This is a genomic window from Pseudomonas sp. NFACC51 (assembly GCF_900103575.1).
In the GTDB taxonomy this organism is placed as follows: domain Bacteria; phylum Pseudomonadota; class Gammaproteobacteria; order Pseudomonadales; family Pseudomonadaceae; genus Aquipseudomonas; species Aquipseudomonas fluorescens_Q.
This window is the reverse complement of record NZ_FMXH01000005.1, coordinates 113,469-140,033: the sequence shown is the minus strand read 5'-3', so window position 1 is coordinate 140,033 and position 26,565 is coordinate 113,469. Positions and strand designations below refer to the sequence as shown.

The window sequence follows — 26,565 nt, the reverse complement described above, 5'->3', positions numbered from 1 at the left end:
ACTCTAACCGCTGTGCTCTACCGGGCGCCAGCCATGGCGCTGAATATCAACACGATTGTTCAGGACACTGATGCCTTCCATGCGCAGGCGTGCGCGCTGTTCATCCCCTGAGGCGCTGCCCGCCGGTAGGCTGATCCGACCGCCGGCACCCAATACCCGATGCCAGGGCAGCTTCGTGTCGTTCGGCAACTGGCTGAGCGTCCGCCCGACCCAGCGCGCCGCGCGGCCCAGGCCGGCCATTTCAGCCAGTTGGCCATAGGTGACGACCTTGCCCGCCGGCACTTGTGCCAGGGTCAGGTAAAGGGTCGTGCGGCGGATCTGGGCGGCGTTCTCGGTGTCCGTTGGGGTGTCAGTCACGTAAAGGTTCCTGAATGAGGTGTCCGTCTGTAGATTAATTCCTACGAGGCGGGTTGAGAAATGAACTCATCCGCCCTACATGGGTCAGTCCTTGCTGAGGTGTCATCCTGGGGGATAATGCCGCCTTTTCACTGAAAACTTGAGCCCATTATCGCTTATGTTGTCTAGAACCCTGTTGTGCCTAGCTGTTACCAGCGCCTCCATGCCCTTGCTTGCCGATACCGTCTGGTTGAAGAACGGTGACAAGCTGACCGGTAAAATCACCGTTTTCGATGGCGGCAAGTTGCTGATCCAGACTGATTACGCTGGCGCGATTCCCATCGACTGGAAGCAGGTCAAGACCCTCGAAAGCGACCAGCAATTGCTGGTCAAGCAGGATGCCTACACCGGCGAGAAAGCCAAGGCGCTCCAGGCCGCCGAGGATGGCAAGGTCACCTTGGCCAACGGTGATGCGCCCAAGACCGTTGATCTGGCCAGCATCCAGCAGATCCTCAAGCCCAAGCCGGTGGTCGAGGACCTGGTGTGGAAAGGCAACATCGATGCCGCGCTGGATTACCAGCGTGCGGAAAACGATACCGACGATTACGACATCGACTTCAAGACCTCGGCTCGCCACGGCAGATGGCGGCACACCGCCGAGGGTGAATACAACCGTGAGTTCCAGGACGATGTGGTTTCCGCCGATAACTGGCGCCTGGAATATTCCCTCGACCGGTTCCTGACGGACAAATGGTTCTGGCAAGGCCGCCTGAACTACAAGCGTGACAAAGTCGAAGACCTGGCGCGCCAGCGCGTGGTGGGTACCGGTCCGGGTTATCAGTTCTGGGATGACGAGCTGGGCGCGTTCTCGCTGGGTTCGCTGTTGAACCGCACCGACTATGAATACCGCGACGGCGGTAAGGACAACTTCTATTCCGTCGCCATGAAATGGGACTACAACCGCTACCTGATTGGCAAGCGCGTCGAGTTCTTCACCAATGGCGAAGTGGGCAAGCCGCTGTCCGACGTGGCGGATTATGCCTACGACGCCGAGGTGGGGCTGCGCTACAAGGTCACCGATTGGGCGTCGCTCAACCTCAAGGCTGAGAAGGATGTCATCGAGGGCACTGAAGACAGTGACTTGAGCAAGACGCGGTACACGGCAGGGTTTGGCGTGACCTGGTAATTCGGGCTCACCCACACACACCTGTGGGAGCGAGCTTGCTCGCGATAGCGGTCTGTCAGCCAACGTTGATGTTGCTGATCCACCGCTATCGCGAGCAAGCTCGCTCCCACAGTTTTTTTGTGCCCTGGGAAAAACACCCAGGCACAAAAAAGCCCCGCTTTTGAGGGCGGGGCCTTTTACTAAAGCAAGGACAAGTTAGATAACTTGAACTTCTTCAGCTTGCATGCCTTTCTGACCGCGGGTAGCGATGAAAGAAACCTGTTGGCCTTCTTTCAGGCTTTTGAAGCCGTCGGATTGGATAGCTTTGAAGTGAACGAACAGATCGTCACCGGATTGTGGGGTGATGAAGCCGAAGCCTTTTTCATCGTTGAACCACTTAACGGTACCGGTTTGGCGATTAGACATGGTGTAACTCCTTGAACAAAGATAACTGCGACTCAGGAAGAACCCTGGCCGAGACTGAGTGCAAAGAGCAGGAAAAATTCTTGTAGATGGTTGGATCGAAATTCAACATATCGTGTAGAGATTCTCAGTGACACAAGCAGCACAGTGGCGCCACCTTAACCCTTTTTCCAGAATGTGCCAATGGTCTTTGCGAAGGTTTCTCTTATTTGGTGACTGACGGCGCGGGCGATGGCCGGCAGGACCCGGAAATCAAGGCGGATCGGCGAGATTTGCGTGCCGCGCTTTGAACTCGGACCCGTGCCCCAGTAAGATGCCGGACGTATTTTTTCCACCTCGCTATTTCAGGAAACCGCCATGAGCATCAAATCGGACAAGTGGATTCGCCGCATGGCGCAAGAGCACGGCATGATCGAGCCCTTCGTCGAACGCCAGATGCGTGGCGAAGGCGCCGACCGGCTGATCTCCTTCGGTGTCTCCAGCTACGGCTACGACGTGCGCTGCGCCGACGAATTCAAGGTGTTCACCAATATCAACTCGGCCACCGTCGACCCGAAGAACTTCGACGAAAAGAGCTTCGTCGACGTTAAAAGCGACGTTTGCATCATCCCGCCGAACTCCTTCGCCCTGGCCCGTACCGTCGAGTACTTCCGCATCCCGCGCAATGTGCTGACCATCTGCCTGGGCAAGAGCACCTACGCCCGTTGCGGCATCATCGTCAACGTCACGCCGCTGGAACCCGAGTGGGAAGGTCACGTGACCCTGGAGTTCTCCAACACCACGACCTTGCCGGCGAAAATCTACGCCAACGAAGGTGTGGCGCAGATGCTGTTCCTGGAATCCGATGAAGAGTGCGAAGTGTCCTACAAGGATCGTGGCGGCAAATACCAGGGCCAGCGCGGTGTGACCCTGCCGCGTACCTGAATCTGACGAGCTGTTGGAATTCCTGGGCGGGCAGACACTCTATTGCGTGTACTGCCCGTTTTTGTGTGTCAGCGCAGCGGGCCTTCGCTCAGGAGTTGCTCTATGAAGATCGATCCGCGAATCAGTGCCGAACTGGCAAGGCTTGAGCCCAATCAGATCGGCGTCATGGCCTGGTCATTGCTGGCCCATCCTGTCGAAGCGGCGGGCGGCATCCCTGGCCAGCCTGATCCCGACACCCCCAACGAACAACCTACCGAACCCGGCGAGCCTACGCTGCCGGATGAGCCGCCTCCTGCGCCTGTGGCATGACATCAGCTGCAAGTTGCGAGCTGCAAGTTGAGACACCTAGCCTTGGCTTGAAGCTTGAAGCTTTCAACTGACAGGCCATATTTCGTTATCGCCGATGACAAAAATCCTGCAATCGCTGCCCTGCTCGACCCGGTAACCGCCCGTGAACGCACCGAAGGCCGGCAGCAGGCTGATCTCGCTGCCCAGCCGAAAGCAGGCCAGGCGAAGGCGTTGCCGGCCCTTGCCGCTCAGGTGGTAGACCGGGTGCACGTGACCGGCCAGCACATGGCGGCTGGGATGTGGGGCAGGCTCGTGTTGCACGGCGAAAGGGCCCAGAAGCAACGGCTCCGGTACGACGCGAATGTTCAGCGCTGGCGGTGGGTCACCGGCGCGTTTGTCGTGGTTGCCACGAATCAGTGTCATGGCCAGGTGCGGATGTCGCACACGCCAATCGGAAAGTGCCTTCAAGGTGCCGGGCGCATGAGAGCCGGGGCCGTGGAGAAAATCCCCGAGAAAAATCAACTGTCGGCATGGCAGGCTGGCCAGCAATGCATCCAGTACGGCGATGTTGCTGGCGGTGGTGCCGTGGGGCACCGGTTGCCCGAGGCTGCGATAGGCGGCGGCCTTGCCGAAATGAACATCGGCCACCATCAGGGTTTCCTGGGCGGGCCAGTACACGGCTTTTTCCGGGAGCAACCAGAGTTCTTCGCCGGCCAGGCTGACGGGGTAAGGCGCTGGCATCAGGTGTCACCGCGATCGGCAGTCTTTTCCAGTTCGCTGACCATCCGCCGGATGCGGTCGGCGAGCTTTTCCGAACTCATGCTTTCCCGGAATCGCTCCACCAGCAGCGGAAACCCGAGCGGGGTGGGGCGCTTGATCACGTGCAGGTCCAGCTTCAAGGTATTGAGGCGTTGCAAGGTCTGCTCCAGTCGACGGATATCCAATTCTTCGCGCAAGACTTCCTCCCCGGCCTGGGCCAGCAAGAGATTGTCGGCGTCGTATTGCTTGAACACCTGGAAGAACAATCCGCTGGACGCCTGGACTTGCCGGGTGCTTTTCGGCGCGCCGGGATAGCCGGCAAAGACCAGTCCGGCGATCCGGGCGATTTCGCGAAAGCGCCTCAGGGCCAGTTCCCCGGCGTTCAGGCTCGCAAGTACGTCGGTCAGCAGATGATCGACGCTCAGCAGGCCCGGGGTCAGGTATTGCGACCAATCCACTGCCGTGGCGCTGAGCAGTTCCAGGCCGTAATCGTTGACCGCAATGGAAAACGTCAGCGGCTGTTGCTGGCTGACACGCCAGGCCAGCAGGCTGGCCAGGCCCAGATGAACCTGGCGACCGGCAAACGGGTAGAGGAACAGGTGCCAGCCCTCCCGGGACTTGAGGGCTTCGGCCAGCAATGTGCTCTGCGTGGGCAAACCGGACCAGCGTTGTTGAGTCAAGAGCAGGGGCTGCACGGCGTGCATCTCCGGGCCCTCGAAGCGGCCCGCGGCGGCTTCGCTCAACCGGGCCACGACGGCGGCGGCCAATTCGCTGGAGAGCGGCATGCGCCCGCCGTTCCAGCGCGGCACAGCGGCCTTCTTGGCCTGGCTGCGTCGCACGTAGGCGGTCATGTCCTCGACCCGGACCAATTCCAGCAAACGCCCGGCGAACAGGAAACCGTCACCGGGGCGCAGGCGGGCGATGAAGCCTTCCTCTACGCTGCCCAGGGTCTTGCCGCCCCCGCCTTTGCTCCAGAACTTCAATTGCAGGCTGGCATCGCTGACGATGGTGCCGATGCTCATGCGGTGACGCCGGGCCAGGCGTGCGTCAGGCACTCGCCAGATCCCGTGTTCGTCCGGTTCGACGCGTCGATAATCGGGGTAGGCGGTCAATGACAGGCCGCCATGACGCACAAACGCCAGGGCCCAGGCCCATTCGGCCGGGTTGAGGTCGCGGTAGGCCCAGGCACCTCGCACTTCCTCGAACAATTCGGCGGGAACGAAGCCACCACCCAGGGCCATGCTCACCAAGTGCTGCACCAGGACATCCAGCGGCTTGCGGGGCGATTCGCGCGGTTCGATGCGCCGTTGGGCCACGGCGTCCTGCGCGGCGGCGGCCTCGATCAATTCCAGGCTGTGGGTCGGCACCAGCGTCACCCGCGAGGTCCGGCCCGGTGCGTGGCCGGAGCGCCCGGCCCGTTGCATCAGCCGGGCTACGCCCTTGGCCGAGCCAATCTGCAGCACCCGTTCCACTGGCAGGAAGTCCACCCCCAGGTCCAGGCTGGACGTGCAGACCACCGCTTTGAGCTGGCCGTCCTTCAATGCCTGTTCCACCCAATCCCGGGTGTCACGCGACAGCGAGCTATGGTGCAGGGCGATCAACCCGGCCCAATCGGGCCGCGTCTCAAGCAGCGCCTGATACCAGATTTCCGACTGTGCCCGGGTGTTGGTGAAGACCAGGCAGCTGCTGCTGGCGTCGATTTCGGCCACGACCCGGGGCAGCATTTTCAGGCCGATGTGCCCGGCCCAGGGGAAACGTTCGAGGGTCGGGGGTAGCAGTGTGTCGACCCGCAGCGCCTTGCCATCGACTCCCTGCACGCTGATTCCGTTGCCTTGCGGGATCAATACCTGTCCGGCGTGGGCCTGGTTGCCCAGGGTCGCGGACACGCCCCAGACGATGAGTTCGGGATGCCAGTGCCGCAAGCGCGCCAGGGCCAGTTGCAATTGCACGCCACGTTTGTTGCCGAGCAACTCGTGCCATTCATCCACCACGACCATGCGCAGGGTCGAGACGGCGGTATGCGCATCGGCCCGGGCGAGGATCAGGGTCAGGCTTTCGGGGGTGGTGATCAGCGCGGTTGGCAGGCGCCGGCCCTGGCGGGCGCGTTCGTTGGCGCTGGTATCGCCGGTGCGCAGGCCGACACTCCAGGGCACTTGCAGGTCTGCCTGGGGCGCTTCGAGGGCTTTGCCGGTGTCGGCCGCCAATGCGCGCATCGGCGTGATCCACAGGACGGTCAGCGGTTCGGCCGGCGGTTTGCGTTTGCGCGGTTTATCCAGCGGCGGTGCCGGTCGAGCGAAACGGTTGAGGGCGGCTAACCACACGGCATAGGTTTTGCCGGCACCGGTACTGGCATGCAGCAGCCCGGACTCCCCCCGCTTGACCGCGGCCCAGACCTGCTTCTGAAAGACGAACGGCTTCCAGCCGCGGGCATCGAACCACTGTTTCGCGAAATTGTTGGATGTCGCCATGCCTGCCGCGTGCGCCCTGAAAGTCCTTCTTCAGTGACCACGGTGGGAGGTGAAAGGTTTTATGCCCAAGGGGATCGTCTGGCCGGAAGGCTCTTGTGGCGAGGGAGCTTGCTCCCGCTGGGCTGCGAAGCGGCCCTCTGGTTCTGGCTGACACACCGCAGGGGGCCGCTTCGCGCCCCAGCGGGAGCAAGCTCCCTCGCCACGGGGCTTGCCAGGGAGTTTATTTCAGGTTGCCACTGAGAAACTGCTTGAGCCGTTCACTGGTGGGATTGCCCAGCACGTCTTCCGGTGCGCCTTCTTCTTCCACCAGGCCCTGGTGCAGGAACAGCACCTGGTTCGAGACCTTGCGGGCGAAGCTCATTTCGTGGGTCACCATGATCATGGTCCGGCCCTCTTCGGCCAGGCCCTGGATCACCTTCAGCACTTCACCCACCAGCTCCGGATCCAGGGCCGAGGTGGGTTCGTCGAACAGCATCACCTCCGGCTCCATTGCCAGGGCGCGGGCAATGGCCACGCGCTGTTGCTGGCCGCCGGAGAGGAAAGCCGGGTACTGCTCGGCAACCCGCGCCGGCAGGCCGACCTTGTCGAGATAACGACGCGCACGGTCGTCGGCTTCCTGCTTGCTCACGCCCAACACCCGGCGCGGCGCCATGGTGATGTTTTCCAGCACGGTCATGTGGCTCCACAGGTTGAAGTGTTGGAACACCATGGCCAGGCGCGTGCGGATACGTTGCAGTTCGTCGGCGTCGGCCACGTGCATGCCGTGGCGGTCCTTGATCATCTGGATCGGCTGGCCGTCCAGGCTCATGGCGCCGTCGTTGGGTTGTTCCAGGAAGTTGATGCAGCGCAAAAAGGTACTTTTGCCTGAGCCGCTGGCGCCAATGAGGCTGATGACGTCGCCGGTCTTGGCCTTGAGCGAAACGCCCTTGAGCACTTCATGTTCGCCATAGCTTTTATGCAGGCCTTCGATGGTCAGTTTGTACATGGAGCATGCATCCTCAAGGCGAAAGTAGGTAGCCGCTGCGATAGGCTTCGGTGCCGGCGACATGGGCGATCACCATGCCGGCCGTGGCCATGCGGCGCAGCGAACGGGCGTACAGCAGCCCGGCGTTACGGCAATGAACGGGGGTGACGGTGTCGTTGACCGGATCGATGACTTCCGCGATCAACTGCCCTGCCTCCAGGTATTCGCCGGGCAGGGCGCTGTAGACCAGCAACCCACCCACGGGCGTCGCCACCGGCTCGACAGCGGCCAGCGGCGTGGCCGGGTAGGGCAGCTCGGGCATGGGCATCGGTTCGCCGTCGATGGCGCCGAAACGGATCAGGTATTCGATCAAGGCCTGGCAGTCCAGGCTCGCCAGCCCGTGGTTGACATCACCCTGGCCACGCAACTCCACGGTGACCGAAAAACTGCCCAGGGGAATCTCGAAGCGTTCGCCGAAGCGTTCTTTGAGTTGCCACCAGAGCAGGGTGAAGCATTCATCGAACGACTGGCCGCCCGAATCGGTCGCCAGCAGGCAGGCTTCGGCGCCGATGTAGCGGGCCAGCGGTTCGACTTGTGGCCAGGCTTCGGGTGTGGTGTAGAGGTGGGCCACGGCTTCGAAGTCGCAATGCAGGTCCAGCACCATGTCGGCGTCGCAGGCCAGCCGTTGCAGGGCCAGGCGCAGGGATTGCAATTGCGTGCCTGGGGACTGCCGGGCGAGGGCGTCGCGCAGGCGGGTGCGGATCAGCATCAGGTTGTGCTGCGGATCGTCGGTGAGCAGGTCCTGGATTTCGTTGCCGATCTCTTCGCTCAGGTCGACGAAGCGGCGGTTGAAGTTCTGCCCGCTCTCGGTTTCGTAGCGGCCCAGGGGCACGTCCATCAGCACTTGTTCGAGGCCGATGGGGTTGGCGACGGGCACCAGCACGATCTCGTGGCGCAGGTGGCCCGACGCTTCGAGTTCGGCCAGGCGCTGCTTGAGGTGCCAGGCGACCAGCATGCCCGGCAGTTCATCGGCGTGCAGGGACGACTGGATATAGATTTTGCCGACGGCTTTTTCCGGGCCGAAGTGGAAGCTGTGGATCTTGCGTGCGGTCCCCGGTACCGGGGCCAGCAGGTCATGGATCTGGTGGCGCATTTGCGTGTGTGTCCTGGAACGGAAGCCCTAGTGAGTCGGCCCGAGAAAGGCCAACCAGCGGCGTTCGGCGAGGCGGAAGAGGCCCACCAGTGCAAAGGTGACGGTCAGGTAGATCAACGCGGCGATCCCGAACGACTGGAACGTCAGGAACGTCGCCGAGTTGGCGTCCCGGGCCACTTTCAGCACGTCTGGAACGGTAGCGGTGAACGCCACGGTCGTCGAGTGCAGCATCAAGATGACTTCGTTGCTGTAATACGGCAGCGAGCGCCGCAGCGCCGACGGCATGATCACGTAGGTGTACAGCTTCCAACCGGTCAGGCCGTAGGCCTTGGCCGCCTCGACTTCGCCATGGTTCATGCTGCGAATCGCCCCGGCGAAAATTTCCGTGGTGTAGGCGCAGGTGTTCAAGGCGAAGGCCAGGATCGTGCAGTTCATCGCATCGCGAAAGAAACTGTCGAGCAGCGGCTGGGCGCGCACCGCCGCGATGCTGTAGATGCCGGTATAGCAGATCAGCAGTTGGATATAGAGCGGTGTGCCACGGAACAGGTAGGTGTAGAACTGCACCGGCCAGCGGACGTAGAACTTGGGTGAAACCCGGGCGATGGACAGCGGGATCGATACCAGGAAACCGATCAGCAGCGAGGCGCTGAGCAGCCACAGGGTCATGGCCAGGCCCGTGACGTTGACACCATCGCTGTAAAGGAATGGCCGCCAGTATTCTTGCAGAAGTTCGATCATCGCACCGCCTCCCGGGCTCCAGCGGCGTAGCGGCGTTCAAGCCAGCGCAGGATGAAATTGGACGCGCTGGTGATCAGCAGATAAATCAGCGCCGCCAGCACCAGGAAGTAGAACAACTGGTAGGTGCTCTTGCCCGCATCCTGGGCCGCCTTGACCAGGTCGGCCAGGCCGATGATCGACACCAGCGCGGTAGCCTTGAGCATCACCATCCAGTTGTTGCCGATACCCGGCAGGGCAAAGCGCATCATTTGCGGAAACACCACGAAGCGAAAGCGCTGGCCACGCTTGAGGCCATACGCAGTGGCGGCTTCGACCTGGCCTCGGGGGACCGAGAGGATCGCACCGCGAAAGGTTTCGGTGAAGTACGCGCCATAGATGAAGCCCAGGGTGATCACCCCGGCGCCGAATGGGTCGATCTCGATGTATTCCCATTCCATGAAGTCGGTAAGCGAGGTCAGCCAGGTTTGCAGGCTGTAGAAGATCAGCAGCATCAGCACCAGGTCCGGCACGCCGCGGATCAGCGTGGTGTAGAGCTGGGCAGGGATTCGCAGCAGTTTGACGCTGGACAGCTTGGCACTGGCGCCCAGCAGGCCGAGCAAGACGCTCAACAACAAAGACAGGGCCGATAGCTTGATGGTCATCCAGGTGCCTTGCATCAGCAGCGGGCCAAAGCCCTGCAGGCTGAAGGCGGAGAGCCCCAGATTTTGTAGGAGTTGTTCGAACATGGAAGAAAGCCTTTGGCAGGAGAAAAGCGCCCATCCGAGACCGGATGGGCGCAGCGCATTATTTGCCGCTGTACAGATTCAGATCGCCAAAGTGTTTTTTCTGGATCTCGGCGTATTTGCCGTCGTCGTGTAACGCTTTGATACCTTTATCCAAAAGTGCCTTCAGCTCACTGTTACCTTTCTTGATACCAATCGCGGTCTTGGAGGGCAGCAATTCGCTGTCCACTGGCTTGCTGACTTCATAACCTTCGCCTTTTGGCGACTTCAGGAAGCCCAGCTCGGCCTGGAGCATGTCCTGGATCGCCGCGTCGAGGCGACCCGAGGTCAGGTCGGCGTAGACCTGGTCCTGGTTCTGGTAGGCCTGGGTCTTGACGCCGGCCTTGTCCAGCACGGCCTTGGCGTAGGCTTCCTGGATGGTGCCTTGCTCGTAGCCGACGGTCTTGCCTTTGAGCGAGGCAACGTCTTCGCTCAGGCCCGAGCCTTTCTTGAAGACATAGGCCGTTGGGCCGGAGAACAGCTCGCTGGAAAAGTCGATGGCTTTTTCGCGGGCCGGGGTAACGGTCATGGAGGAGATCACGCCGTCGAATTTATTAGCCTTGAGGCCCGGGATCATGCCGTCGAAATCACTTTCGACCCATTTGCATTTGACCTTCAGCTCTGCGCAGATCGCGTTGCCCAGATCGATGTCGAAACCGACCAGGCTGCCGTCGGCGGCTTTGGACTCAAACGGGGCGTAGGAAGGGTCGACACCAAAACGCAGTTCCTTGTATTCCTTGGCCGTGGCGACGCCAGCAGCCATGCACAACGCCAGTGCAGAAAGGGTCAGCAGTGCTTTTTTCATTATTCAATCCCTAAAACCAATATGAGCGCTTGTGGCGCGTAAGTATTGTTACCGGTGAAGGCGAGAACGGTATGACGGCATAAAGGTAGCAATTTCCGAACCAGAGTGCCGAACAAGTGTTTTAAAAGCTTCGGCGACGGGTGACGGAATGCGATGGTGCGCGGGGATGAGCGTACATCAAAAAGTGCACCGGGATGGAGCGCTCTTCGGTGGCGAGGGAGCTTGCTCCCGCTGGGGCGCGAAGCGGCCCCCTGCGGTGTGTCAGTCAGAACCAGGGGGCCGCTTCGCAGCCCAGCGGGAGCAAGCTCCCTCGCCACATGTGTTTGTGCAAACTTGACGACCCCGGACATGCAGAGGGGGCTATTTCAGCAGGTCCTGAAGCGTTGCCAAGGTATCTGCCTCTTCGACGGTTTTGTCCTGGCGCCAACGCAACATCCGTGGAAAGCGCACCGCGATCCCACTCTTGTGGCGATTGGACAGGGCGATGCCTTCGAAACCCAGTTCGAACACCAGGGTGGGCGTGACGCTGCTCACCGGGCCGAACTTCTCCACGGTGGTCTTGCGCACGATGTTGTCGACCTGGCGCATTTCTGCATCGGTCAGCCCTGAATAAGCCTTGGCAAATGGCACCAGTGTGCGCTCGCGACTGTCCGGCGGGTTGTCCCATACGGCGAAGGTGTAGTCGCTGTACAGGCTGGCGCGCCGGCCATGGCCGCGCTGGGCATAGATCAGCACCGCGTCGACGCTGAAGGGGTCGATCTTCCATTTCCACCACACGCCCATGTCCTTGGTACGGCCGACGCCGTACAGCGCGTTGCGGGCCTTGAGCATCATGCCTTCGACACCGAGGCGGCGAGAGCCTTCGCGTTGCCGGGCGAGGTCGAACCAGTCTTGGCCGGTGACCGTTGGCGACGGCAACAATACCGGACTGCGAACACGGGCGATCAGCGCCTCCAGCTGTTCGCGGCGCTCGGCCTGGGGACGGCTGCGCCAGTCCTCGCCTTGCCATTCCAGCAGGTCGTAGGCCATCACCACCACCGGGGCATCGTCGAGGATTTTCTTGCCAAGGGTCTTGCGACCGATGCGCTGTTGCAGCAGAGCGAAGGGTTGCACCGCAGGCTGCAACGGTGCGTCCGGGTCGAAGGCGTCTTCGGTAACCGACTGGGGGGCTTTCCAGACCACAATTTCACCGTCGATCACCGTGCCGTCGGGCAGCGCCTGGGCCAGTGAATGCAGTTCCGGAAATCGCTCAGTGACCAAGTCCTCGCCTCGCGACCAGACCCACAAATGGCCGTCGCGCTTGATCACCTGGGCGCGGATCCCATCCCATTTCCATTCCACCTGCCAGTCGCTGGCGGGCCCCAGCAGCGTGTCGAATTGCTCCACGGGTGCAGACAGCGCATGGGCCAGGAAAAACGGATAAGGCTGGCCGCCGCGCTGGGCATGTTCATCGTCGGATTCGGCCGCGATCAGCTTGAGGTAACTGGCCGCCGTCGGCCGATGGGACAGGTCGGTGTAGCCCACCAGGCGCTGGGCCACCCGTTTGCTGTCCAGCCCGGCCATGCCCGCCAGGGCCCGGGTCACCAGCAGTTTGGATACGCCGACGCGGAAACTGCCGGTGATGAGCTTGATGCAGAGCATCAGGCTGGGCCGGTCGAGTTGCGCCCACAACGCCGGTAAGCGTTGCGCCAATACCTCGGGCGACTCACCGCGCAAGGGCAGCAGTTTCTCCTCGATCCACAGCGCCAGGCCTTCGTCGGAGCTGTGGGGCGATTCGGGTAATACCAGCGAAATGGTTTCGGCCAGGTCGCCCACGGCCTGATAACTTTCTTCGAATAGCCAGAGCGACAACCCGGATATCTGGACCGCCAACTCCCGCAGGATTTTTACCGGCACCAGTTGCCGTGGGCGCCCGCCGGAAAGGAAATACACGGCCCACGCCGCGTCCTGGGGTGGGGCTTTGCTGAAATAGTCCTGCATGGCGGCGAGCTTGGCATTGCTGGAGGTGGTGGCGTCCAGTTCGGCGTACAACTCGGCGAAGGCTTTCATGGCGCCTCCTCCCCGCTGTTGGTGGCCATGGCGAGGTCTTCTTCATCGTCACCGTATTCGGTGCTGAACGCTTGGGCGTCGAGGCCTTGCTCGCAGAGATGGCGCACCAGCACGCTGACCGAACCGTGCGTGACCATCACCCGTTCGGCGCCGGTCTGTTCGATGGCCCAGAGCAGGCCAGGCCAGTCGGCGTGGTCTGACAGCACAAAACCCCGGTCCACGCCACGCCGCCGACGCGTACCGCGCAGGCGCATCCAGCCGCTGGCGAAGGCGTCGCTGTAGTCGCCAAAGCGGCGCATCCAGCTGCTGCCTCCGGCAGAGGGCGGGGCGATGACCAGCGCCTGGCCCATGATCGGGTCGTTCTTCTTGACATCGCCGGCGTAGATCGTTGGCGGGAGATGGACCCCGGCCTCGCGGTAGACCCGATTCAGCGGTTCCACCGCGCCATGGGCCAGGATCGGGCCGAGGCTTTCGTCGATGCCGTGGAGAATTCGCTGAGCCTTGCCGAAGGAATAGCAGAACAACACGCTGGCCCGGCCGGCGGCGATGTTCCCGTGCCACCACTGGTTGATCTCGTCGAAAATCTGCGCCTGGGGCTGCCAGCGGTAGATCGGCAGGCCGAAGGTGGATTCCGTGATGAAGGTATGGCATTTCACCGGCTCGAATGGGGTGCAGGTGCCGTCAGGCTCGACTTTGTAATCCCCCGACGCCACCCAGACCTCGCCTTGATATTCCAGCCGCACCTGGGCCGAGCCCAGCACATGGCCGGCGGGGTGAAAGCTCAAGGTCACGCCATGGTGCGACAGGCGTTCGCCGTAAGGCAGCGTTTGCAGGTTGATGTCCTGGCCCAGGCGTGATCGCAGGATGCCTTCGCCGGGTGCCGCTGCCAGGTAGTGTTGGTTGCCACTGCGGGCATGGTCGCCGTGGGCGTGGGTGATGACCGAGCGTTCCACCGCCCGCCACGGGTCGATGTAGAAATCCCCGGGCGGGCAGTACAAGCCTTCGGGGCGGGCAATGACAAGATCCATGCGGTCACCGGAGCGATGGGCTTGTCAGGTAGAGGCGCAGGCGAGGGGGGAAGTTCTATCGGGTTTAGTGGGGGATGGACTGGACCCGTGGCGAGGGAGCTTGCTCCCGCTCGGCTGCGCAGCAGTCGTAAACCGGCTGATGCGGTCTGCCTGTAGACATGCAGGGGACTGCTTCGCAGCCCAGCGGGAGCAAGCTCCCTCGCCACAAATACTATCTCCAGTCCCGGGCTGCAGTTACTTGCCAGGCACCAGGGTCAACCGCGTCTTGCCATACGCCCGATCGAAGTTCTGTGACTGCAGCGGCAGGCTCTGGTACTGCCCCTTGATCCACGGATCGATGCCATTGGCATAGTTCGGGCTGACCGGGTTGCCAGACTGGCCGGCGCCGTCCTGGATCATCAACGGTTCAGGCTGGCCGAAGTCAACGATAAAGCGCATGGCCGGCGCCAGGGTGGTGGTGAAATCCTGGCCCCAGGCGAACGCCGCCGAGTTGAGCGTGCTGGCGTCGCCACCAGCCGGTAGCGGGCCGCGTACGATCTGGCCGTTGCTGTTTTTCCACGCGTAGCGATGCAACTGGCCCCACTGCCAAGCCTTGTGGTCACCGCCCAACTGGCTGTCACCGGCGTTGATGGTGGCGACCAGGCTGCGGGCGAGGATGACGGCCTTGTCTTCTTTCTGAGGGGTGCGTACATCGTCCCAGAACGGGCTGTCTTCACGTCCCAGCAGATGATCGGCCTGGGCCGAGTAGGACAATTGGCCGTTGGCGACCAGCGCCTTCCACGCCGGGCTGCTGTCCGGGCCCAGTTCGTCGAGGAAAATCTGCTTCATGCTTTCCTGCAGGAACAGCTCATAGATCGCCGCGTCGGCGGAGGTCGGGTTGAGCCGGCCATCGAATGCCATCAAGCGAGTGTAGGCCTCGCGGGCCTTGGCCCGGTCAGCCACCGGCAGGGCTTCGATCGCCTGTTTGAGCGGATGGGTCATGCCCGGTGCTTCGAAGACTTGCTTGAGCTTGGCGGCGAACGTTGTGCCCTGGTCGTATTGCATGGCGGTCAGGCTGCGGGTGTCGTGCTTGCCCGCGCCGGCCAGTTCGGCCATGCGTTCGCCACGCTCCGGTGCGGCCCACGAGTTGGACAGTTGCATGCCGTAGCCGTGGGGGATGACCCGTTGGTTGGCTGTGCCAAGCCAGCCCTGGGGCGGGTCCTGATCGTAGGGGTGCAGCATCGGGTCGGCGTAACCGTCCCAATCGTAGCGACCGTCCCAGCCCGGCGACGGCAACAGACCCTCGCCTTCACGGCGGTTCGGGTAGCGACCGGTGACTTGCCAGCCGACATGGCTGGCGTCGGCAAAGACCAGGTTCACCGCCATGGCGCGGATTTCCCGGCTGGCGTCGGAGGCTTTCTCGACGTTCTGCGCCCGGGACAGGTCGAAGAAGGCATCCAGGGTCTTGTCGTCGCTCAAGCTCGGCGTCTGCAAGGCCAGGCCAAAGCCGTTGGCCATGGCCGGGCCCTGGGCGCTGTTGAGCAACGGGCCGTGGCGGGTTTCGAACACCGCTTCACGAATCGGCCGCTGGCCTTTGATGAAGTAGGTTTCGTTGCGCACGATCGCCGGTTGCCATTTGCCGTTGACCTCGTAGGACAGGCCATTGCCCTGACGGCGGATTTTTTCCAGGAACAGGTCCTGGTTGTCCCCCAGCACGCTGGTCATGCTCCAGGCCACTTTGCCGTTGAACCCGGCCAGGATCATCGGGATGCCCGCCACGGAAACCCCGGCCGCCTGGTACTTGGGCGCACGGATCTGTACCGGGCTCCACAGCCCCGGCATGCCCAGCGGCCCGTGGCTGTCGCTGGCCAGCAGGCTCTTGCCGCTGCGGCTGCGTTGTGGCGCGATGGCCCAGTTGCTTGAAGACGCAGCACCCAACAGGTTCAACCCGGCCAATTGCTGGGTGGCCTTGCTGATTTCGCTCAGGCCCGGGATCTGGCCATTGAGGCGCAGGCCCTGGAGCTTGTCGGCCTCGGCCACGGGGAGTTGCTCGTCCGGATAGGACGGGCTCAGCCAGGCGAGCTTGTCGTTGGTGACGGTCTGGGCCAGCACCAGGCTGGCGATCTCTTCCGGGAGGTTGGCTGACTGGCTGAAATTCAGCAGGCAGAACATCAGCGCCGAGTCTTCCGGTTTCCAGTACTCGGGTTTGTAACCAGTGGCGGCCAGGTCCGACGGCAACTTGTCGCGGTAGCGGAACAGGTAGGCGTTGACGCCGCGGGCATAGACTTCAAAGAAACGCTTGAGCCTTGGCGAAGACGCCTTGTACAGCTCGTCGGCGTTTTTCTTCAGGTTGACGGCGCGCATGTAGCGGTCGACGTCCAGCCGTTCGGCGCCGGACATTTCTGCCAATCGTCCTTGGGCCAGCAGGCGCAGGGTGACCATTTGGGTGATGCGATCGCTGGCGTGGACGTAGCCGAGGGTGAACAGGGCGTCATGGAAGCTGTTGCTTTCGATCAGCGGCATGCCGGTGGCATTGCGCCGGACCGAGACGTTCTGCGCCAGCCCCTTGAGCGGTTGCACACCGGAAGTCGGCGGGACAGTGTCCTGGGCGTTCCAGGTCTGGCATCCGCTCAAACCGAGCACACTGGCCATTGCGGCGGCAACGCCGAGCCGGGGGATAAGGGAAATAGAGGCTGGCGAGGCCATGGCAAAGCTCCTGCGGGAGGGGGTGGCACCAATAAAGGCGCTACGTTAGTGAGCAGGAGGGGGCCGCGCAAGCGGGGGCGAGGGTTATTTGTTGGTTTGGCGATAAAACTCCGGGGCCGGGTCATCGCTTTGCTCGAAGGCTTGCCTATAGGAAAAGGTGATGATCAAGTGTGGAACATTCAAAGACCAAGCAAGAGAAACTGGCATGGAGCTACAGAACGACGCGGCGCTGATTCTCATCGATCAACAAAAAGGCATCCTTCACCCCAGGCTCGGCCCTCGCAACAATCCCGAGGCAGAGCTGCGCATGCTGGAGCTACTGGCTTTATGGCGACGGACGGCGCGTCCGGTGATTCACGTCCACCACCTGTCCCGCTCGCCGGACTCGGTGTTCTGGCCGGGGCAGTCGGGGGTGGAAGTCCAGCCACGGTTCGAGCCGCAGGCAGGGGAACGGTTGGTGCAAAAGCAGGTGCCGGATGCGTTCAGTGGCACCCACCTGGAGCAAGACCTGCGCAACGCCGGAATCAGGCAATTGGTGATCGTCGGGGTGGCAACGCACAACTCGGTGGAGTCCACGGCGCGTACGGCCGGCAACCTGGGATTCGACACGTGGGTGGTCGAAGATGCCTGCTTTACCTTCGACAAGAGCGATTACTTCGGCAACGCCCGTTCGGCTGCCGAGGTGCATGCCATGTCCCTGGGCAATTTGCATGGCGAGTATGCGACGGTGGTCGCTGTGAAGCGGATTCTGCAGGCGGGCTGATAGATCGGTGTTGACAGTGCCGGCCTCATTGTTGGATCGCCGCCCGGAGCAAGCTCCCACAGGGTGTTGAAAGCGGCACGGTCCCGTGGCGAGGGAGCTTGCTCCCGCTGGGGCGCGCAGCGGCCCCAAAAAAGCGATGAGCGCTTCGCACTCAAGCGGGAGCAAGCTCCCTCGCCACAAAAAGCTTCCAAGCCATCACACCCTGGATTGGTTAATGGCAAACTCTGTGGGAGCGAGCTTGCTCGCGATGACGCTCTAACAGGCGAAAAAGTTTTTCGCCCGGACCCTCAAGCCCCGTGGCACTTCTTGAATTTCTTGCCATTGCCGCACGGGCAAGGGTCGTTGCGGCCGACATCCTTCAGGGCGTTGCGCACCGGTTCCTGGTGGGCGTGGCCGCAGTTCGGACCGTGGACATGGCCGTGGTCATGATCGTGATGATGGTCGTGATCGTGGTTGCAATCAGGGCCATGGACGTGGGGTTGTTGGGTCATCGGGGTTACTCCGCAATAAAATCGGCGGCGATTATCACGCCATTACGTTCCAGGTGCACGTAGTGAGCGATGAATAATCCGGTTTCCAGCTCACCTTCCAGACGATAGGGGATCTGTTCCCGGGGTTTCTCCAGCAGCTTCACCACTTCCCGCACCTGTGGCCACAGGTTGGTGCGCACCGGCACCTTGAAGTAGGCGCTGTGCTTGGGACGCACGGTGAACCAGTGCTCATGCTCGCCTTCGGTCAGCAACAGGTCGCCCAGGTGGATGCGGTAGGTCAGGCCGCGAACGGTGAGGTCGCTGTCGCCGGGGTTGTCGACGCGAAAGTGCAGCGTGAACCTCTGTTCCACCAGCCGAGCCCGCACCACCTCGACTTTGACCAGATGTACCTGTGGTTCCGGAGCTTCTTCACCTCGCCAGGATGCACAGCCGCCGAATCCAACGAACAGCAGCAGGCAGGTGATGCGCAGCAAGAATGATGGAGGGGTCATGTCCGTGCCTCTGGTTTATCCCCAGTCTAGCCCTATGGGCCGATGGACGAGCGTCGGACGTTTCCTAAATTCAGCGATTGAAGTAGCCGGCGCAGCACTTCTTGAATTTGTGCCCGCTGCCACACGGACAGCTGTCGTTGCGTCCTGTCTTGACCGGCACGGTCGGATCGATGAAATACCAGCGCCCGTCGTTCTGCACGAACGAGGATTGCTCACGGTGGCTATGCTCGCCCTGGCCGTCGTGCCAGCGTGCCGTGAACGTGACAAAGGCGTGTTCCGGTTGACCACCTAGCACTTCGCTGCTTTCCACTTCCAGCCCCAACCAGGTGCTGTTGGCGCTCCACTCGCTGATCGACTGGCGATCGAGGCCTGGCTGCTGGGCGGGCAGGGTGGTGGCGACCAGATAATCCACCAGGCCCAATACATAGGCGCTATAGCGCGAGCGCATCAAGGCTTCGGCGCAGGGCGCCGGGTGACCGTCGTGGTAATGGCCGCAGCAGGCGTCCAGTGGATTGCCACTGCCGCAGGGGCAGATGGGCGTGTGTGGGCTTGTGTTCACGGTTACCACCAATATTTTCCAAAATTTTCCGGGTTGGCCCAAAAGCGCGAGTTGAGCCAGTCGGGGACTTGTTTGTATTCAAGCAGATCGTAGGTAAACAGGGTCAGCACCTGATCTTCGCGCTGGAATCGCTCGCTGGCTTGCAGGGCCAGTGAAAAAAAGTCTGTCTCTTGCCAGCCGCAGGCGTTGAGATCTGCCAGCACGGCAATGCGACTGGCATTGAGATTGCGGATGCCACCCAACAGGTTCAGACCTTCGCGCTTGGGCAAATGCTCCAGGCAATCGAGCGCCAGGGCCAGGTCAAAACGCCGCGCCGCCACGTCCGCCGGCAGCGCGCCGGGGCCGGCGTGGACCACTTCGGTGCCGGGATGGGCCTGCTGGAATGCTTCAAGCGCTGGAAAGCCGCTGGCACCGATCAGCAGCAGTTTTTGCGGGGCATAACGGTCAAGCACGGCCGCCAGGGCTTGCTGGGGCGTACGCGCAGAAATGGCAACAGTCATCGAAGCTCCTCAGTCAGAACCACCACGATAGCCTGCCCGGACATCGTGGCCTAGAGCGGTTTGTCCCTGAACGTGCGGAATCTTCGTAAACACGGGGCGAAAACCCGCGATTGCTCAGGCTGGCGCAGATTCGAAGACGGGTCTTTACTCCCCTGAATCGGCGACAAGCCGATCCCTCAAGGAGAAACCCGATGAGCATAGTTCGGACAGCGTTACCCCTGGTTCTGCTAACCAGTGTGTTGACTGGTTGCGCAGGTTTGCAGAAAACCGACTGGCCGACCTGTGCGGCCGTCGGCGGTGCGATCGGTGCGGGATTAGGCGCCATAGAAAGCACTTCCTGGGCTGGCGGCGGCGCGCTGTACGTTGGCGGCATGGCGGCAGCTTATTGCTGGGTGCACGGCGACGGCGACGAAGATGGCGATGGCGTGCCGGACAGCCGCGACAAGTGCCCGGGCACACCGAAGGGTGTGCAGGTCGATGCCGACGGTTGCCCACCACCTGCACCACCGCCAATGGCTGAAGAGCCTCCAGTGGTCAAGGAAGAAACCATCGTGATCCGCGACGTGCACTTTGAGTTCAACAAAGCCACGCTGACCCCAGCCGACAAGGATGTGCTGAGCACGGTCGCCACCCGACTGAAACAGGAAACGTCCACCGCGCAACTGCGGGTCACCGGCCATACGGACAGTGTCGGCAGCGATGCCTATAACCAACGGTTGTCGGAGAAACGGGCCAACTCGGTGGTGCAATACCTGGTCGAAAACGGCGTACCGCGTGCCAGTTTCGTCTCGGTGTCCGGCGCCGGTGAGAGTCAGCCGGTGGCCGATAACAAGACCGCCGACGGCCGCGCGATGAACCGTCGCACGGAAATCAAGATAAGCCGCTGAAACCCTTGCGAATCGCGGCTTGTAGAGTTGCGGATGCGGGTCTTTACTCCTGTGTGACCGGTATGGGCCGGTGACACAGGAGCCTTCACCATGAACGTTCTAATCAGGGCCGCCTTACCGGTACTGCTGGCGAGCAGTCTGTTGTCCGGTTGCGCCACTCACAGCGATGGCAGCGCACCTCTCAATCAACGCACCTGGCCAATCTGTAGCCTGATCGGCGGCTTGGTTGGCGGCGGGTTGGGGGCCATTGAAAGCAGTGGCTGGGCCGCCGGTGGCGCCGCACTGGGATTGCTGGGCGGTGGTCTGATCTGCTACGCCCAGGATGGCGATGAAGACGACGACGGGGTGTTCGACCGCCGCGACCGTTGTCCCGATACGCCGGCCAATACCCCCGTCGAGCATCACGGTTGCCCGCTGCCGCAATACCCGGCCAGCGCCCCGCCGGTCGAACCGCAAGCGCCGGCGAGCGAGGTCATCACCCTCAACGACGCCGGCAAGGTACTGTTCGATTTCGACAAATCCGACCTCACGGCAGACGCTCGAAGCCAACTCGATGGGCTGATGGGCAAACTCAGCCATGCCAATGTCGCCAGCATCCGGGTGGTGGGTCACACCGACAGTGTCGGCACTGATGCCTATAACCAAGGGCTGTCCGAACGTCGGGCCAGCAGCGTCGTGGAGTATTTGCTGACCCAGGGGCTGGCCCCCGACAAACTCACCAGCGAAGGCAAGGGCGAAAGCGAGCCGGTGGCTGACAATGAGACTGACGAAGGGCGGGCACAGAACCGTCGGGTTGAGCTGCATATCCAGCGTTGAAGCTCGGACCAGGGCTGCCGGGTCGTCGGGAAGGCGATCCGGGGCTCGGGTCAGATTAAATTTGCCTGGCCCTCTGGCTTATCCTGCGCGCAAGCCGTTACTGTGCGCGCAAAGAATAATTCCCGATCAGGGGGGCGTATGAAGGTGTTTTGGGGGCTGGGGCGCTTGCTGACCCTGCTGTTCTGGCTGGTGGTGCTGGTCAATCTGGTCGTGCCGTTCGTCCATCCGCTGCATCTGCTGGTCAATGTCGCCGGCGCGTTTTTGCTGGTGCTCCATTTGCTGGAACTGCTGTTATTCCGGGCCAGTTTCCGTGGCCGCCCCGCGCCTGGCCGTGATCGCCTCAGAGTGCTGTTGTTCGGTATCTTCCATTTGCAAACCCTCCCGACCGCGCCAGAGGCTTCCCATGCGTAAATTGTGTCTGCTCGCCGCACTCGTATGCCCGTGGGCTTCGGCCCAGGTGGTCCAGGTAGAAAGCCATTCGTTGATGCGCCTGCCAAACACCACCAGCACTCTGGTCCTCGAGCGACTGGACGTGGCCGACTACGGCACGCTGTTGGTGCCTTCCAATGTCACTGAACTGACTATCGACCAATTGCACCTGGGGCGTGAAGCACGGATCGCCATCGTGCCGGCGCAGCAGGCATTGGAAATGAAAGTGGCCCGGGCTGAGCTGGCCGAGGGCAGCCAGATCACTTCACGCGGCGCACCGGGTACCTACACCAGGGCCGCGCGGTCGGGGCGCGATCTCAACCTGCGTTTCAATGCCTTGAATGCGCCGCTGTTGTCGGTGGATGCCCGCGGTGGAACCGGTGCGCCGGGTTTCGTCGGTCTTGACGGTGCCAATGGCCAGGCGCCGGGTTGCACCTGGGGTTCGGCCGGTCGCGGGGCCGACGGCAGCAATGGCAGCGATGGCCAGCCGGGTGCGGCCGGTGCGCTGGTACGCCTTGAGCTGCCTCGCGCCTATCCTGCCGAGCAGATAAAAGTGACGGTGGACGGCGGTGCCGGTGGCGCGGCGGGGCGCGGCGGCAAGCCCGGGGCCGGTGGCAAGGCCAAGGGCTGTCTGGTCTATACGGCTGACGGCGGCAAAAGCGGTCGTCCTGGCGCCGATGGCCTGCCAGGGCCTGCCGGAGCGGCGGGGACGGTGACGGTGCAGCGGTTCTGAAGAAAATCTGATCTGAACCTGTGGGAGCGAGCTTGCTCGCGATGGCGTTGTGTCAGTCGATGAAGTAGTGCTGATACACCGTCATCGCGAGCAAGGTCGCTCCCACAGGGTTTTATGTGATGTTCAGAACATTGGCCGCGCCGCGCCAATCGCCACCACCAGCAACCCGATCAACAAATTGATCCCCACCAACCGCCGGATCTTCCCCAGCACCGCCGCACCCGTCGGCCAGTCCTGCGCCGTCACGGCGTTGCGCAATGCGGGCAGCTGCAAGCCCTGGATGCGGATAAACAGCGCCGTCATCACCACATACAACCCCATCATCACCTGCACGTAACGCGGCGCGGTTTCGAAACCGGCGAAGCGCACATGGATCAGGCCTACACCGCTGATCGGTAAAAGCACCACCGCCACCCAGACCCAGACAAAAAAACGCTGAAACACTTCTACCCACAACTTTAGCCGGGCAGGGCCCTCAAGCGCCGTCATTGCGGCCGGGCGCAGGATCATCCAGGCGAAAAACATGCCGCCGACCCAGACCAGGGCCGCCAGTAAATGCAGGGTGTAGACGAGGGCAAAGGATGTCATTGGGTTACTCCGTTCTGCGCAGGATTCATTCGCGGGGTATGATAGCCGCCGATCCGAACCACTGAAAATTTATCCAGCGTTTTTTGCGCCCGACCATTCATGATCAGCACCGAACTCAAAACCACGATCCAGGGCGCCTATTCGCGTTTTCTCGAAGCCAAGAGCCTCAAGCCGCGATATGGCCAGCGCCTGATGATTGCCGAAGTGGCAAAAGTCCTGGGTGACATCGATACCGACGACGAAGGCCGGCGCAGTGGCGAGCCCGCCGTCGTGGCGGTGGAGGCCGGCACCGGTACCGGCAAGACCGTGGCCTACAGCCTGGCGGCGATTCCCACTGCCAAGGCCGCCGGCAAACGCCTGGTGATCGCCACGGCCACCGTCGCCCTGCAGGAGCAGATCGTCTACAAGGACCTGCCCGACCTGATGCGCAACAGCGGGCTGAACTTCACGTTCGCGCTGGCCAAGGGCCGTGGGCGCTACATGTGCCTGTCCAAGCTCGACATGTTGCTCCAGGAAGGCCACGCGCAGACCGCCACGGCCCAGTTGTTCGAAGAAGAAGGCTTCAAGATCGAAGTCGATGAGGCCAGCCAGAAGCTGTTCACCAGCATGATCGAGAAGCTGGCCGGCAACAAATGGGACGGCGACCGCGACAGTTGGTCCACCGCCCTGGAAGACGCCGACTGGTCCCGCCTGACGACCGACCATAGCCAGTGCACCAACCGGCATTGCCCGAACTTCGGCCAGTGCGCCTTCTACAAGGCCCGCGAAGGCATGGGCAAGGTCGATGTCATCGTCACCAACCACGACATGGTGCTGGCCGACCTGGCCCTGGGCGGTGGTGCGGTGCTGCCGGACCCGCGCGACACGATCTACGTGTTCGACGAAGGCCATCACCTGCCGGACAAGGCCATCGGTCACTTCGCCCATTACACCCGGCTGCGTTCCACTGCCGACTGGCTGGAAACCACCGCCAAGAACCTCACCAAACTGTTGGCCCAGCATCCATTGCCGGGTGACCTGGGCAAGTTCATCGAGCAAGTGCCGGAGTTGGCGCGGGAAATCAAGACGAACCAGCAGTTCATGTTCACCGCTTGCGAGCAGGTGGCCGATTTCAAGCCCGGCGAAGACGTCGAGGGCCGCGAACGGCCACGTCATCGCTTCGTCGGCGGAGTGATTCCTGAACACATGCGCGAAATGGGCATCGAGCTCAAGAAAGGTTTCGCACGCCTGACCGACCTGTTCACGCGCCTGACCGACCTGCTCAAGGAAGGCATGGACGGCGAGGTCAACATCGGAATCGCCAGCAACCAGGCCGAGGAGTGGTACCCGCTGTTTGGCAGCCTGTTGTCCCGCTCGCAAGGCAACTGGGAACTGTGGACGGCCTTCACCGCTGAAGACCCGGAAGACAACCCGCCAATGGCGCGCTGGCTGACCCTGGCCGAAAGCGGTTCGCTGTTCGACATCGAGGTCAATGCCAGCCCGATCCTGGCGGCGGAAATGCTGCGGCGCAACTTGTGGAACGTGGCCTATGGCGCGCTGGTGACGTCCGCCACGCTGACCGCCCTGGGCACGTTCGACCGCTTCCGCATGCGCGCCGGCCTGCCGAAGAAAGCCGTGACCGCCGTGGTCCCGAGCCCCTTCCACCACGCCGATGCCGGCGTGCTGCGGGTGCCGGACCTCAAGGCCGACCCACGGGATGCCGCCGCCCACACCGCGGCGATCATCCGCGACCTGCCGGAACTGGTGGAAGGCTCACGGGGCACCCTGGTGCTGTTTTCCTCGCGCAAACAGATGCAGGACGTGTTCGACGGCCTTGACCGTGACTGGCGCAAACAGGTGTTCATCCAGGGCAACCTGTCGAAGCAGGAAACCCTGAACAAGCACAAGGCCCGGGTCGATGGCGGGGATTCCAGCGTGCTGTTCGGCCTGGCGAGTTTTGCCGAAGGCGTGGACTTGCCGGGTGCCTATTGCGAGCACGTGGTGATCGCCAAGATCCCGTTCTCGGTTCCCGACGACCCGGTGGAAGCCGCACTGGCCGAGTGGATCGAAGCCCGTGGCGGCAACCCGTTCATGGAAATCTCCGTGCCGGACGCTTCGCTGAAGCTGGTCCAGGCGTGTGGTCGGTTGCTGCGCACCGAAGAAGACCGCGGCACCATCACCTTGCTCGACCGCAGGCTGGTCACCCAGCGCTATGGCAAGGCGATCCTCAACGCGCTGCCGCCGTTTCGGCGGGAGATTTCCTGACAAAGCGGGTTCTTCTGGTGATGGACGCTGTTGTGGCGAGGGAGCTTGCTCCCGCTGGGTTGCGTAGCAGCCCCAAGAAGGCTGGTCGCGATCAATCTGGCACACCGCAACGGCGGGTTTTGGGGTTGCTGCGCAACCCAGCGGGAGCAAGCTCCCTCGCCACAGGGGCCGGTTTCAGGTTAACCAGCCGTCCCATGGCGGTTCCCAAAATCCCCAATGGCTGAAACAATGCCAGCCACTCTAAAAAGTCTTTGTTTCAAAGGAGTTGCGGGTGCAGATTCAAGGCCATTATGAACTTCAGTTCGAGGCGGTGCGTGAAGCGTTCGCGGCGCTGTTCGATAATCCCCAGGAGCGCGGCGCGGCGTTGTGCATTCAGGTGGGTGGTCGCACGGTGATCGATCTGTGGGCCGGTACCGCCGACAAGGATGGCCATGAGACCTGGCACAGCGACACCATCGCCAACCTGTTTTCCTGCACCAAAACGTTCACCGCCGTCACCGCCCTGCAACTGGTGGCCGAAGGCAAGTTGCAGCTGGATGCCCCGGTCGCCCGCTATTGGCCCGAGTTTGCCGCCGCCGGCAAGCAATCCATTACCCTGCGCCAGTTGCTCTGCCATCAGGCCGGGTTGCCGGCGCTACGTGAATTGCTGCCGCCCGAAGCGCTTTATGACTGGCAAGCCATGATCGATGCCCTGGCCGCCGAAACACCTTGGTGGACGCCGGGCGAGGGTCATGGTTATGCCGCGATCACCTACGGCTGGCTGGTTGGCGAGCTGTTGCGCAGGGCCGATGGGCGTGGCCCGGGGGAGTCCATCGTGGCCCGTGTGGCCAAGCCGTTGGGCCTGGATTTTCACGTTGGCCTGGCCGACGAGGAGTTTCATCGCGTGGCCCACATCGCCCGTGGCAAAGGCAACGTCGGCGATGCCGCGGCCCAACGCCTGCTGCAGGTGACGATGCGCGAGCCCACGGCCATGACCACCCGGGCCTTCACCAATCCGCCGTCGATCATGACCAGTACCAACAAACCGGAGTGGCGGCGCATGCAGCAACCGGCGGCCAACGGCCACGGTAACGCCCGCAGCCTGGCCGGGTTCTATGGGGGGCTGCTGGATGGCAGCCTGCTGGAAGGTGAAATGCTCGACGAACTGACTCGCCAGCACAGCTTCGGCGAGGACAAGACTTTGTTGACCCAGACCCGTTTCGGCCTGGGTTGCATGCTCGACCAGCCGGATGTACCGAATGCGACCTATGGCCTTGGCCCACGGGCGTTCGGTCATCCGGGGGCCGGTGGCTCCATGGGGTTCGCCGACCCGGAGCATGATGTGGCTTTTGGCTTCGTGACCAACACGCTCGGGCCTTACGTATTGATGGACCCGCGCGCGCAGAACCTTGCGAGGGTCCTTGCCACTTGTCTATAAACGCCATTGAAGGCGGCGGGCACCGGAACCTCGTGGCCTTTTCAGATTCCAAGCGACTGTTTATGCGGCCAAAACATGGCCTTTATTTTCCATTTACATCA

Annotated in this window: 27 protein-coding genes; 10 read left to right on the top strand and 17 right to left on the bottom strand. The window is 62.3% G+C overall.

Going from position 1 to position 26,565, the window contains the following annotated elements; genetic code table 11:
* Positions 1 to 3 precede the first annotated feature (3 nt).
* The gene (locus BLT00_RS12315) at positions 4 to 357 is read right to left on the bottom strand and encodes an MGMT family protein (RefSeq protein WP_063322696.1); all 354 of its coding nucleotides are present in this window, start codon (positions 355 to 357) and stop codon (positions 4 to 6) included.
* Between the two features lie 157 nt (positions 358 to 514).
* Here BLT00_RS12315 and BLT00_RS12310 point away from each other — a divergent pair, with 157 nt between their 5' ends.
* Entirely contained in the window at positions 515 to 1,522 is a 1,008-nt protein-coding gene (locus tag BLT00_RS12310; RefSeq protein WP_092144162.1) for a DUF481 domain-containing protein, read from the top strand.
* A 195-nt stretch (positions 1,523 to 1,717) separates the two neighbouring features.
* Here the strand turns inward: BLT00_RS12310 and BLT00_RS12305 are convergent, their stop codons facing one another.
* A complete protein-coding gene (locus BLT00_RS12305; RefSeq protein WP_002554837.1) occupies positions 1,718 to 1,927 on the bottom strand; it encodes a cold-shock protein in 210 nt (69 codons plus the stop codon).
* A gap of 354 nt (positions 1,928 to 2,281) precedes the next feature.
* On the opposite strand from BLT00_RS12305, the gene dcd reads away from it, so the two are divergent.
* A complete protein-coding gene (dcd, locus tag BLT00_RS12300; protein ID WP_003184751.1) occupies positions 2,282 to 2,848 on the top strand; it encodes a dCTP deaminase in 567 nt (188 codons plus the stop codon).
* A 102-nt stretch (positions 2,849 to 2,950) separates the two neighbouring features.
* Complete coding sequence (locus BLT00_RS12295) at positions 2,951 to 3,157, top strand: hypothetical protein (RefSeq protein ID WP_003184748.1); 207 nt, start codon at positions 2,951 to 2,953, stop codon at positions 3,155 to 3,157.
* Positions 3,158 to 3,220: 63 nt separating this feature from the next.
* Here BLT00_RS12295 and pdeM read toward each other — a convergent pair whose 3' ends face one another.
* The 10 genes from pdeM to BLT00_RS12240 all read right to left on the bottom strand — a co-directional run bounded on the left by pdeM (position 3,221) and on the right by BLT00_RS12240 (position 16,546).
* Positions 3,221 to 3,877: a ligase-associated DNA damage response endonuclease PdeM gene (gene pdeM / locus BLT00_RS12290; protein ID WP_063322694.1), complete on the bottom strand. Its 657-nt coding sequence runs from the start codon at positions 3,875 to 3,877 to the stop codon at positions 3,221 to 3,223.
* Complete coding sequence (locus BLT00_RS12285; protein ID WP_092144164.1) at positions 3,877 to 6,363, bottom strand: ligase-associated DNA damage response DEXH box helicase; 2,487 nt, start codon at positions 6,361 to 6,363, stop codon at positions 3,877 to 3,879. The genes pdeM and BLT00_RS12285 overlap by 1 nt, the downstream gene beginning before the upstream one ends.
* A gap of 220 nt (positions 6,364 to 6,583) precedes the next feature.
* Complete coding sequence (locus BLT00_RS12280; RefSeq protein ID WP_053118987.1) at positions 6,584 to 7,348, bottom strand: ABC transporter ATP-binding protein; 765 nt, start codon at positions 7,346 to 7,348, stop codon at positions 6,584 to 6,586.
* 13 nt (positions 7,349 to 7,361) lie between these two features.
* Positions 7,362 to 8,480, bottom strand: coding sequence for a succinylglutamate desuccinylase/aspartoacylase family protein (locus BLT00_RS12275; protein WP_092144166.1), 1,119 nt, complete (start codon positions 8,478 to 8,480; stop codon positions 7,362 to 7,364).
* Positions 8,481 to 8,507: 27 nt separating this feature from the next.
* Positions 8,508 to 9,218: an ABC transporter permease gene (locus BLT00_RS12270; RefSeq protein WP_092144168.1), complete on the bottom strand. Its 711-nt coding sequence runs from the start codon at positions 9,216 to 9,218 to the stop codon at positions 8,508 to 8,510.
* Positions 9,215 to 9,943 carry an ABC transporter permease gene (locus BLT00_RS12265; RefSeq protein ID WP_063322690.1) on the bottom strand — a complete coding sequence of 243 codons (729 nt, stop codon included), beginning with the start codon at positions 9,941 to 9,943 and terminating at the stop codon, positions 9,215 to 9,217. The genes BLT00_RS12270 and BLT00_RS12265 overlap by 4 nt, the downstream gene beginning before the upstream one ends.
* A 58-nt stretch (positions 9,944 to 10,001) precedes the next feature.
* Positions 10,002 to 10,784, bottom strand: a complete 783-nt coding sequence (locus BLT00_RS12260; RefSeq protein ID WP_092144170.1) for a transporter substrate-binding domain-containing protein — start codon at positions 10,782 to 10,784, stop codon at positions 10,002 to 10,004.
* Between the two features lie 360 nt (positions 10,785 to 11,144).
* Positions 11,145 to 12,833: an ATP-dependent DNA ligase gene (locus tag BLT00_RS12250; RefSeq protein ID WP_092144173.1), complete on the bottom strand. Its 1,689-nt coding sequence runs from the start codon at positions 12,831 to 12,833 to the stop codon at positions 11,145 to 11,147.
* Positions 12,830 to 13,861 (bottom strand): ligase-associated DNA damage response exonuclease, encoded by a 1,032-nt coding sequence (locus BLT00_RS12245; RefSeq protein ID WP_092144175.1) that lies wholly within the window; start codon positions 13,859 to 13,861, stop codon positions 12,830 to 12,832. Before BLT00_RS12245 ends, BLT00_RS12250 begins: the two co-directional genes overlap by 4 nt.
* A gap of 234 nt (positions 13,862 to 14,095) precedes the next feature.
* A complete protein-coding gene (locus BLT00_RS12240) occupies positions 14,096 to 16,546 on the bottom strand; it encodes a penicillin acylase family protein (protein WP_092144177.1) in 2,451 nt (816 codons plus the stop codon).
* 205 nt (positions 16,547 to 16,751) lie between these two features.
* On the opposite strand from BLT00_RS12240, the gene BLT00_RS12235 reads away from it, so the two are divergent.
* Entirely contained in the window at positions 16,752 to 17,309 is a 558-nt protein-coding gene (locus BLT00_RS12235; protein ID WP_092144179.1) for a cysteine hydrolase family protein, read from the top strand.
* Positions 17,310 to 17,596: 287 nt separating this feature from the next.
* Here the strand turns inward: BLT00_RS12235 and BLT00_RS12230 are convergent, their stop codons facing one another.
* The 4 genes from BLT00_RS12230 to BLT00_RS12215 all read right to left on the bottom strand — a co-directional run bounded on the left by BLT00_RS12230 (position 17,597) and on the right by BLT00_RS12215 (position 19,350).
* Positions 17,597 to 17,800, bottom strand: coding sequence for an SEC-C metal-binding domain-containing protein (locus BLT00_RS12230; protein ID WP_003198420.1), 204 nt, complete (start codon positions 17,798 to 17,800; stop codon positions 17,597 to 17,599).
* 5 nt (positions 17,801 to 17,805) lie between these two features.
* Positions 17,806 to 18,291: an LEA/WHy family protein gene (locus BLT00_RS12225; RefSeq protein WP_063322685.1), complete on the bottom strand. Its 486-nt coding sequence runs from the start codon at positions 18,289 to 18,291 to the stop codon at positions 17,806 to 17,808.
* A gap of 70 nt (positions 18,292 to 18,361) precedes the next feature.
* Positions 18,362 to 18,850 (bottom strand): YchJ family protein, encoded by a 489-nt coding sequence (locus BLT00_RS12220; RefSeq protein ID WP_063325155.1) that lies wholly within the window; start codon positions 18,848 to 18,850, stop codon positions 18,362 to 18,364.
* 2 nt (positions 18,851 to 18,852) lie between these two features.
* Positions 18,853 to 19,350 carry a DUF6231 family protein gene (locus BLT00_RS12215; RefSeq protein WP_063322684.1) on the bottom strand — a complete coding sequence of 166 codons (498 nt, stop codon included), beginning with the start codon at positions 19,348 to 19,350 and terminating at the stop codon, positions 18,853 to 18,855.
* Positions 19,351 to 19,541: 191 nt separating this feature from the next.
* On the opposite strand from BLT00_RS12215, the gene BLT00_RS12210 reads away from it, so the two are divergent.
* From BLT00_RS12210 to BLT00_RS12195, 4 genes are all read left to right on the top strand, one after another.
* Positions 19,542 to 20,237: a PA1041 family peptidoglycan-binding anchor lipoprotein gene (locus BLT00_RS12210; protein WP_063322683.1), complete on the top strand. Its 696-nt coding sequence runs from the start codon at positions 19,542 to 19,544 to the stop codon at positions 20,235 to 20,237.
* A gap of 90 nt (positions 20,238 to 20,327) precedes the next feature.
* Positions 20,328 to 21,053 carry a PA1041 family peptidoglycan-binding anchor lipoprotein gene (locus tag BLT00_RS12205; RefSeq protein ID WP_063322682.1) on the top strand — a complete coding sequence of 242 codons (726 nt, stop codon included), beginning with the start codon at positions 20,328 to 20,330 and terminating at the stop codon, positions 21,051 to 21,053.
* A gap of 138 nt (positions 21,054 to 21,191) precedes the next feature.
* Positions 21,192 to 21,464, top strand: a complete 273-nt coding sequence (locus tag BLT00_RS12200) for a DUF1145 domain-containing protein (RefSeq protein WP_063322681.1) — start codon at positions 21,192 to 21,194, stop codon at positions 21,462 to 21,464.
* Positions 21,457 to 22,215, top strand: a complete 759-nt coding sequence (locus tag BLT00_RS12195) for a collagen-like triple helix repeat-containing protein (RefSeq protein ID WP_092144181.1) — start codon at positions 21,457 to 21,459, stop codon at positions 22,213 to 22,215. The genes BLT00_RS12200 and BLT00_RS12195 overlap by 8 nt, the downstream gene beginning before the upstream one ends.
* A 123-nt stretch (positions 22,216 to 22,338) precedes the next feature.
* Here BLT00_RS12195 and BLT00_RS12190 read toward each other — a convergent pair whose 3' ends face one another.
* Positions 22,339 to 22,803 (bottom strand): CopD family protein, encoded by a 465-nt coding sequence (locus BLT00_RS12190; RefSeq protein WP_092144183.1) that lies wholly within the window; start codon positions 22,801 to 22,803, stop codon positions 22,339 to 22,341.
* Between the two features lie 99 nt (positions 22,804 to 22,902).
* On the opposite strand from BLT00_RS12190, the gene dinG reads away from it, so the two are divergent.
* Positions 22,903 to 25,047, top strand: a complete 2,145-nt coding sequence (gene dinG, locus BLT00_RS12185; protein ID WP_063322679.1) for an ATP-dependent DNA helicase DinG — start codon at positions 22,903 to 22,905, stop codon at positions 25,045 to 25,047.
* 271 nt (positions 25,048 to 25,318) lie between these two features.
* A complete protein-coding gene (locus tag BLT00_RS12180; RefSeq protein ID WP_072343212.1) occupies positions 25,319 to 26,464 on the top strand; it encodes a serine hydrolase domain-containing protein in 1,146 nt (381 codons plus the stop codon).
* The last annotated feature ends 101 nt before the right edge of the window (positions 26,465 to 26,565 follow it).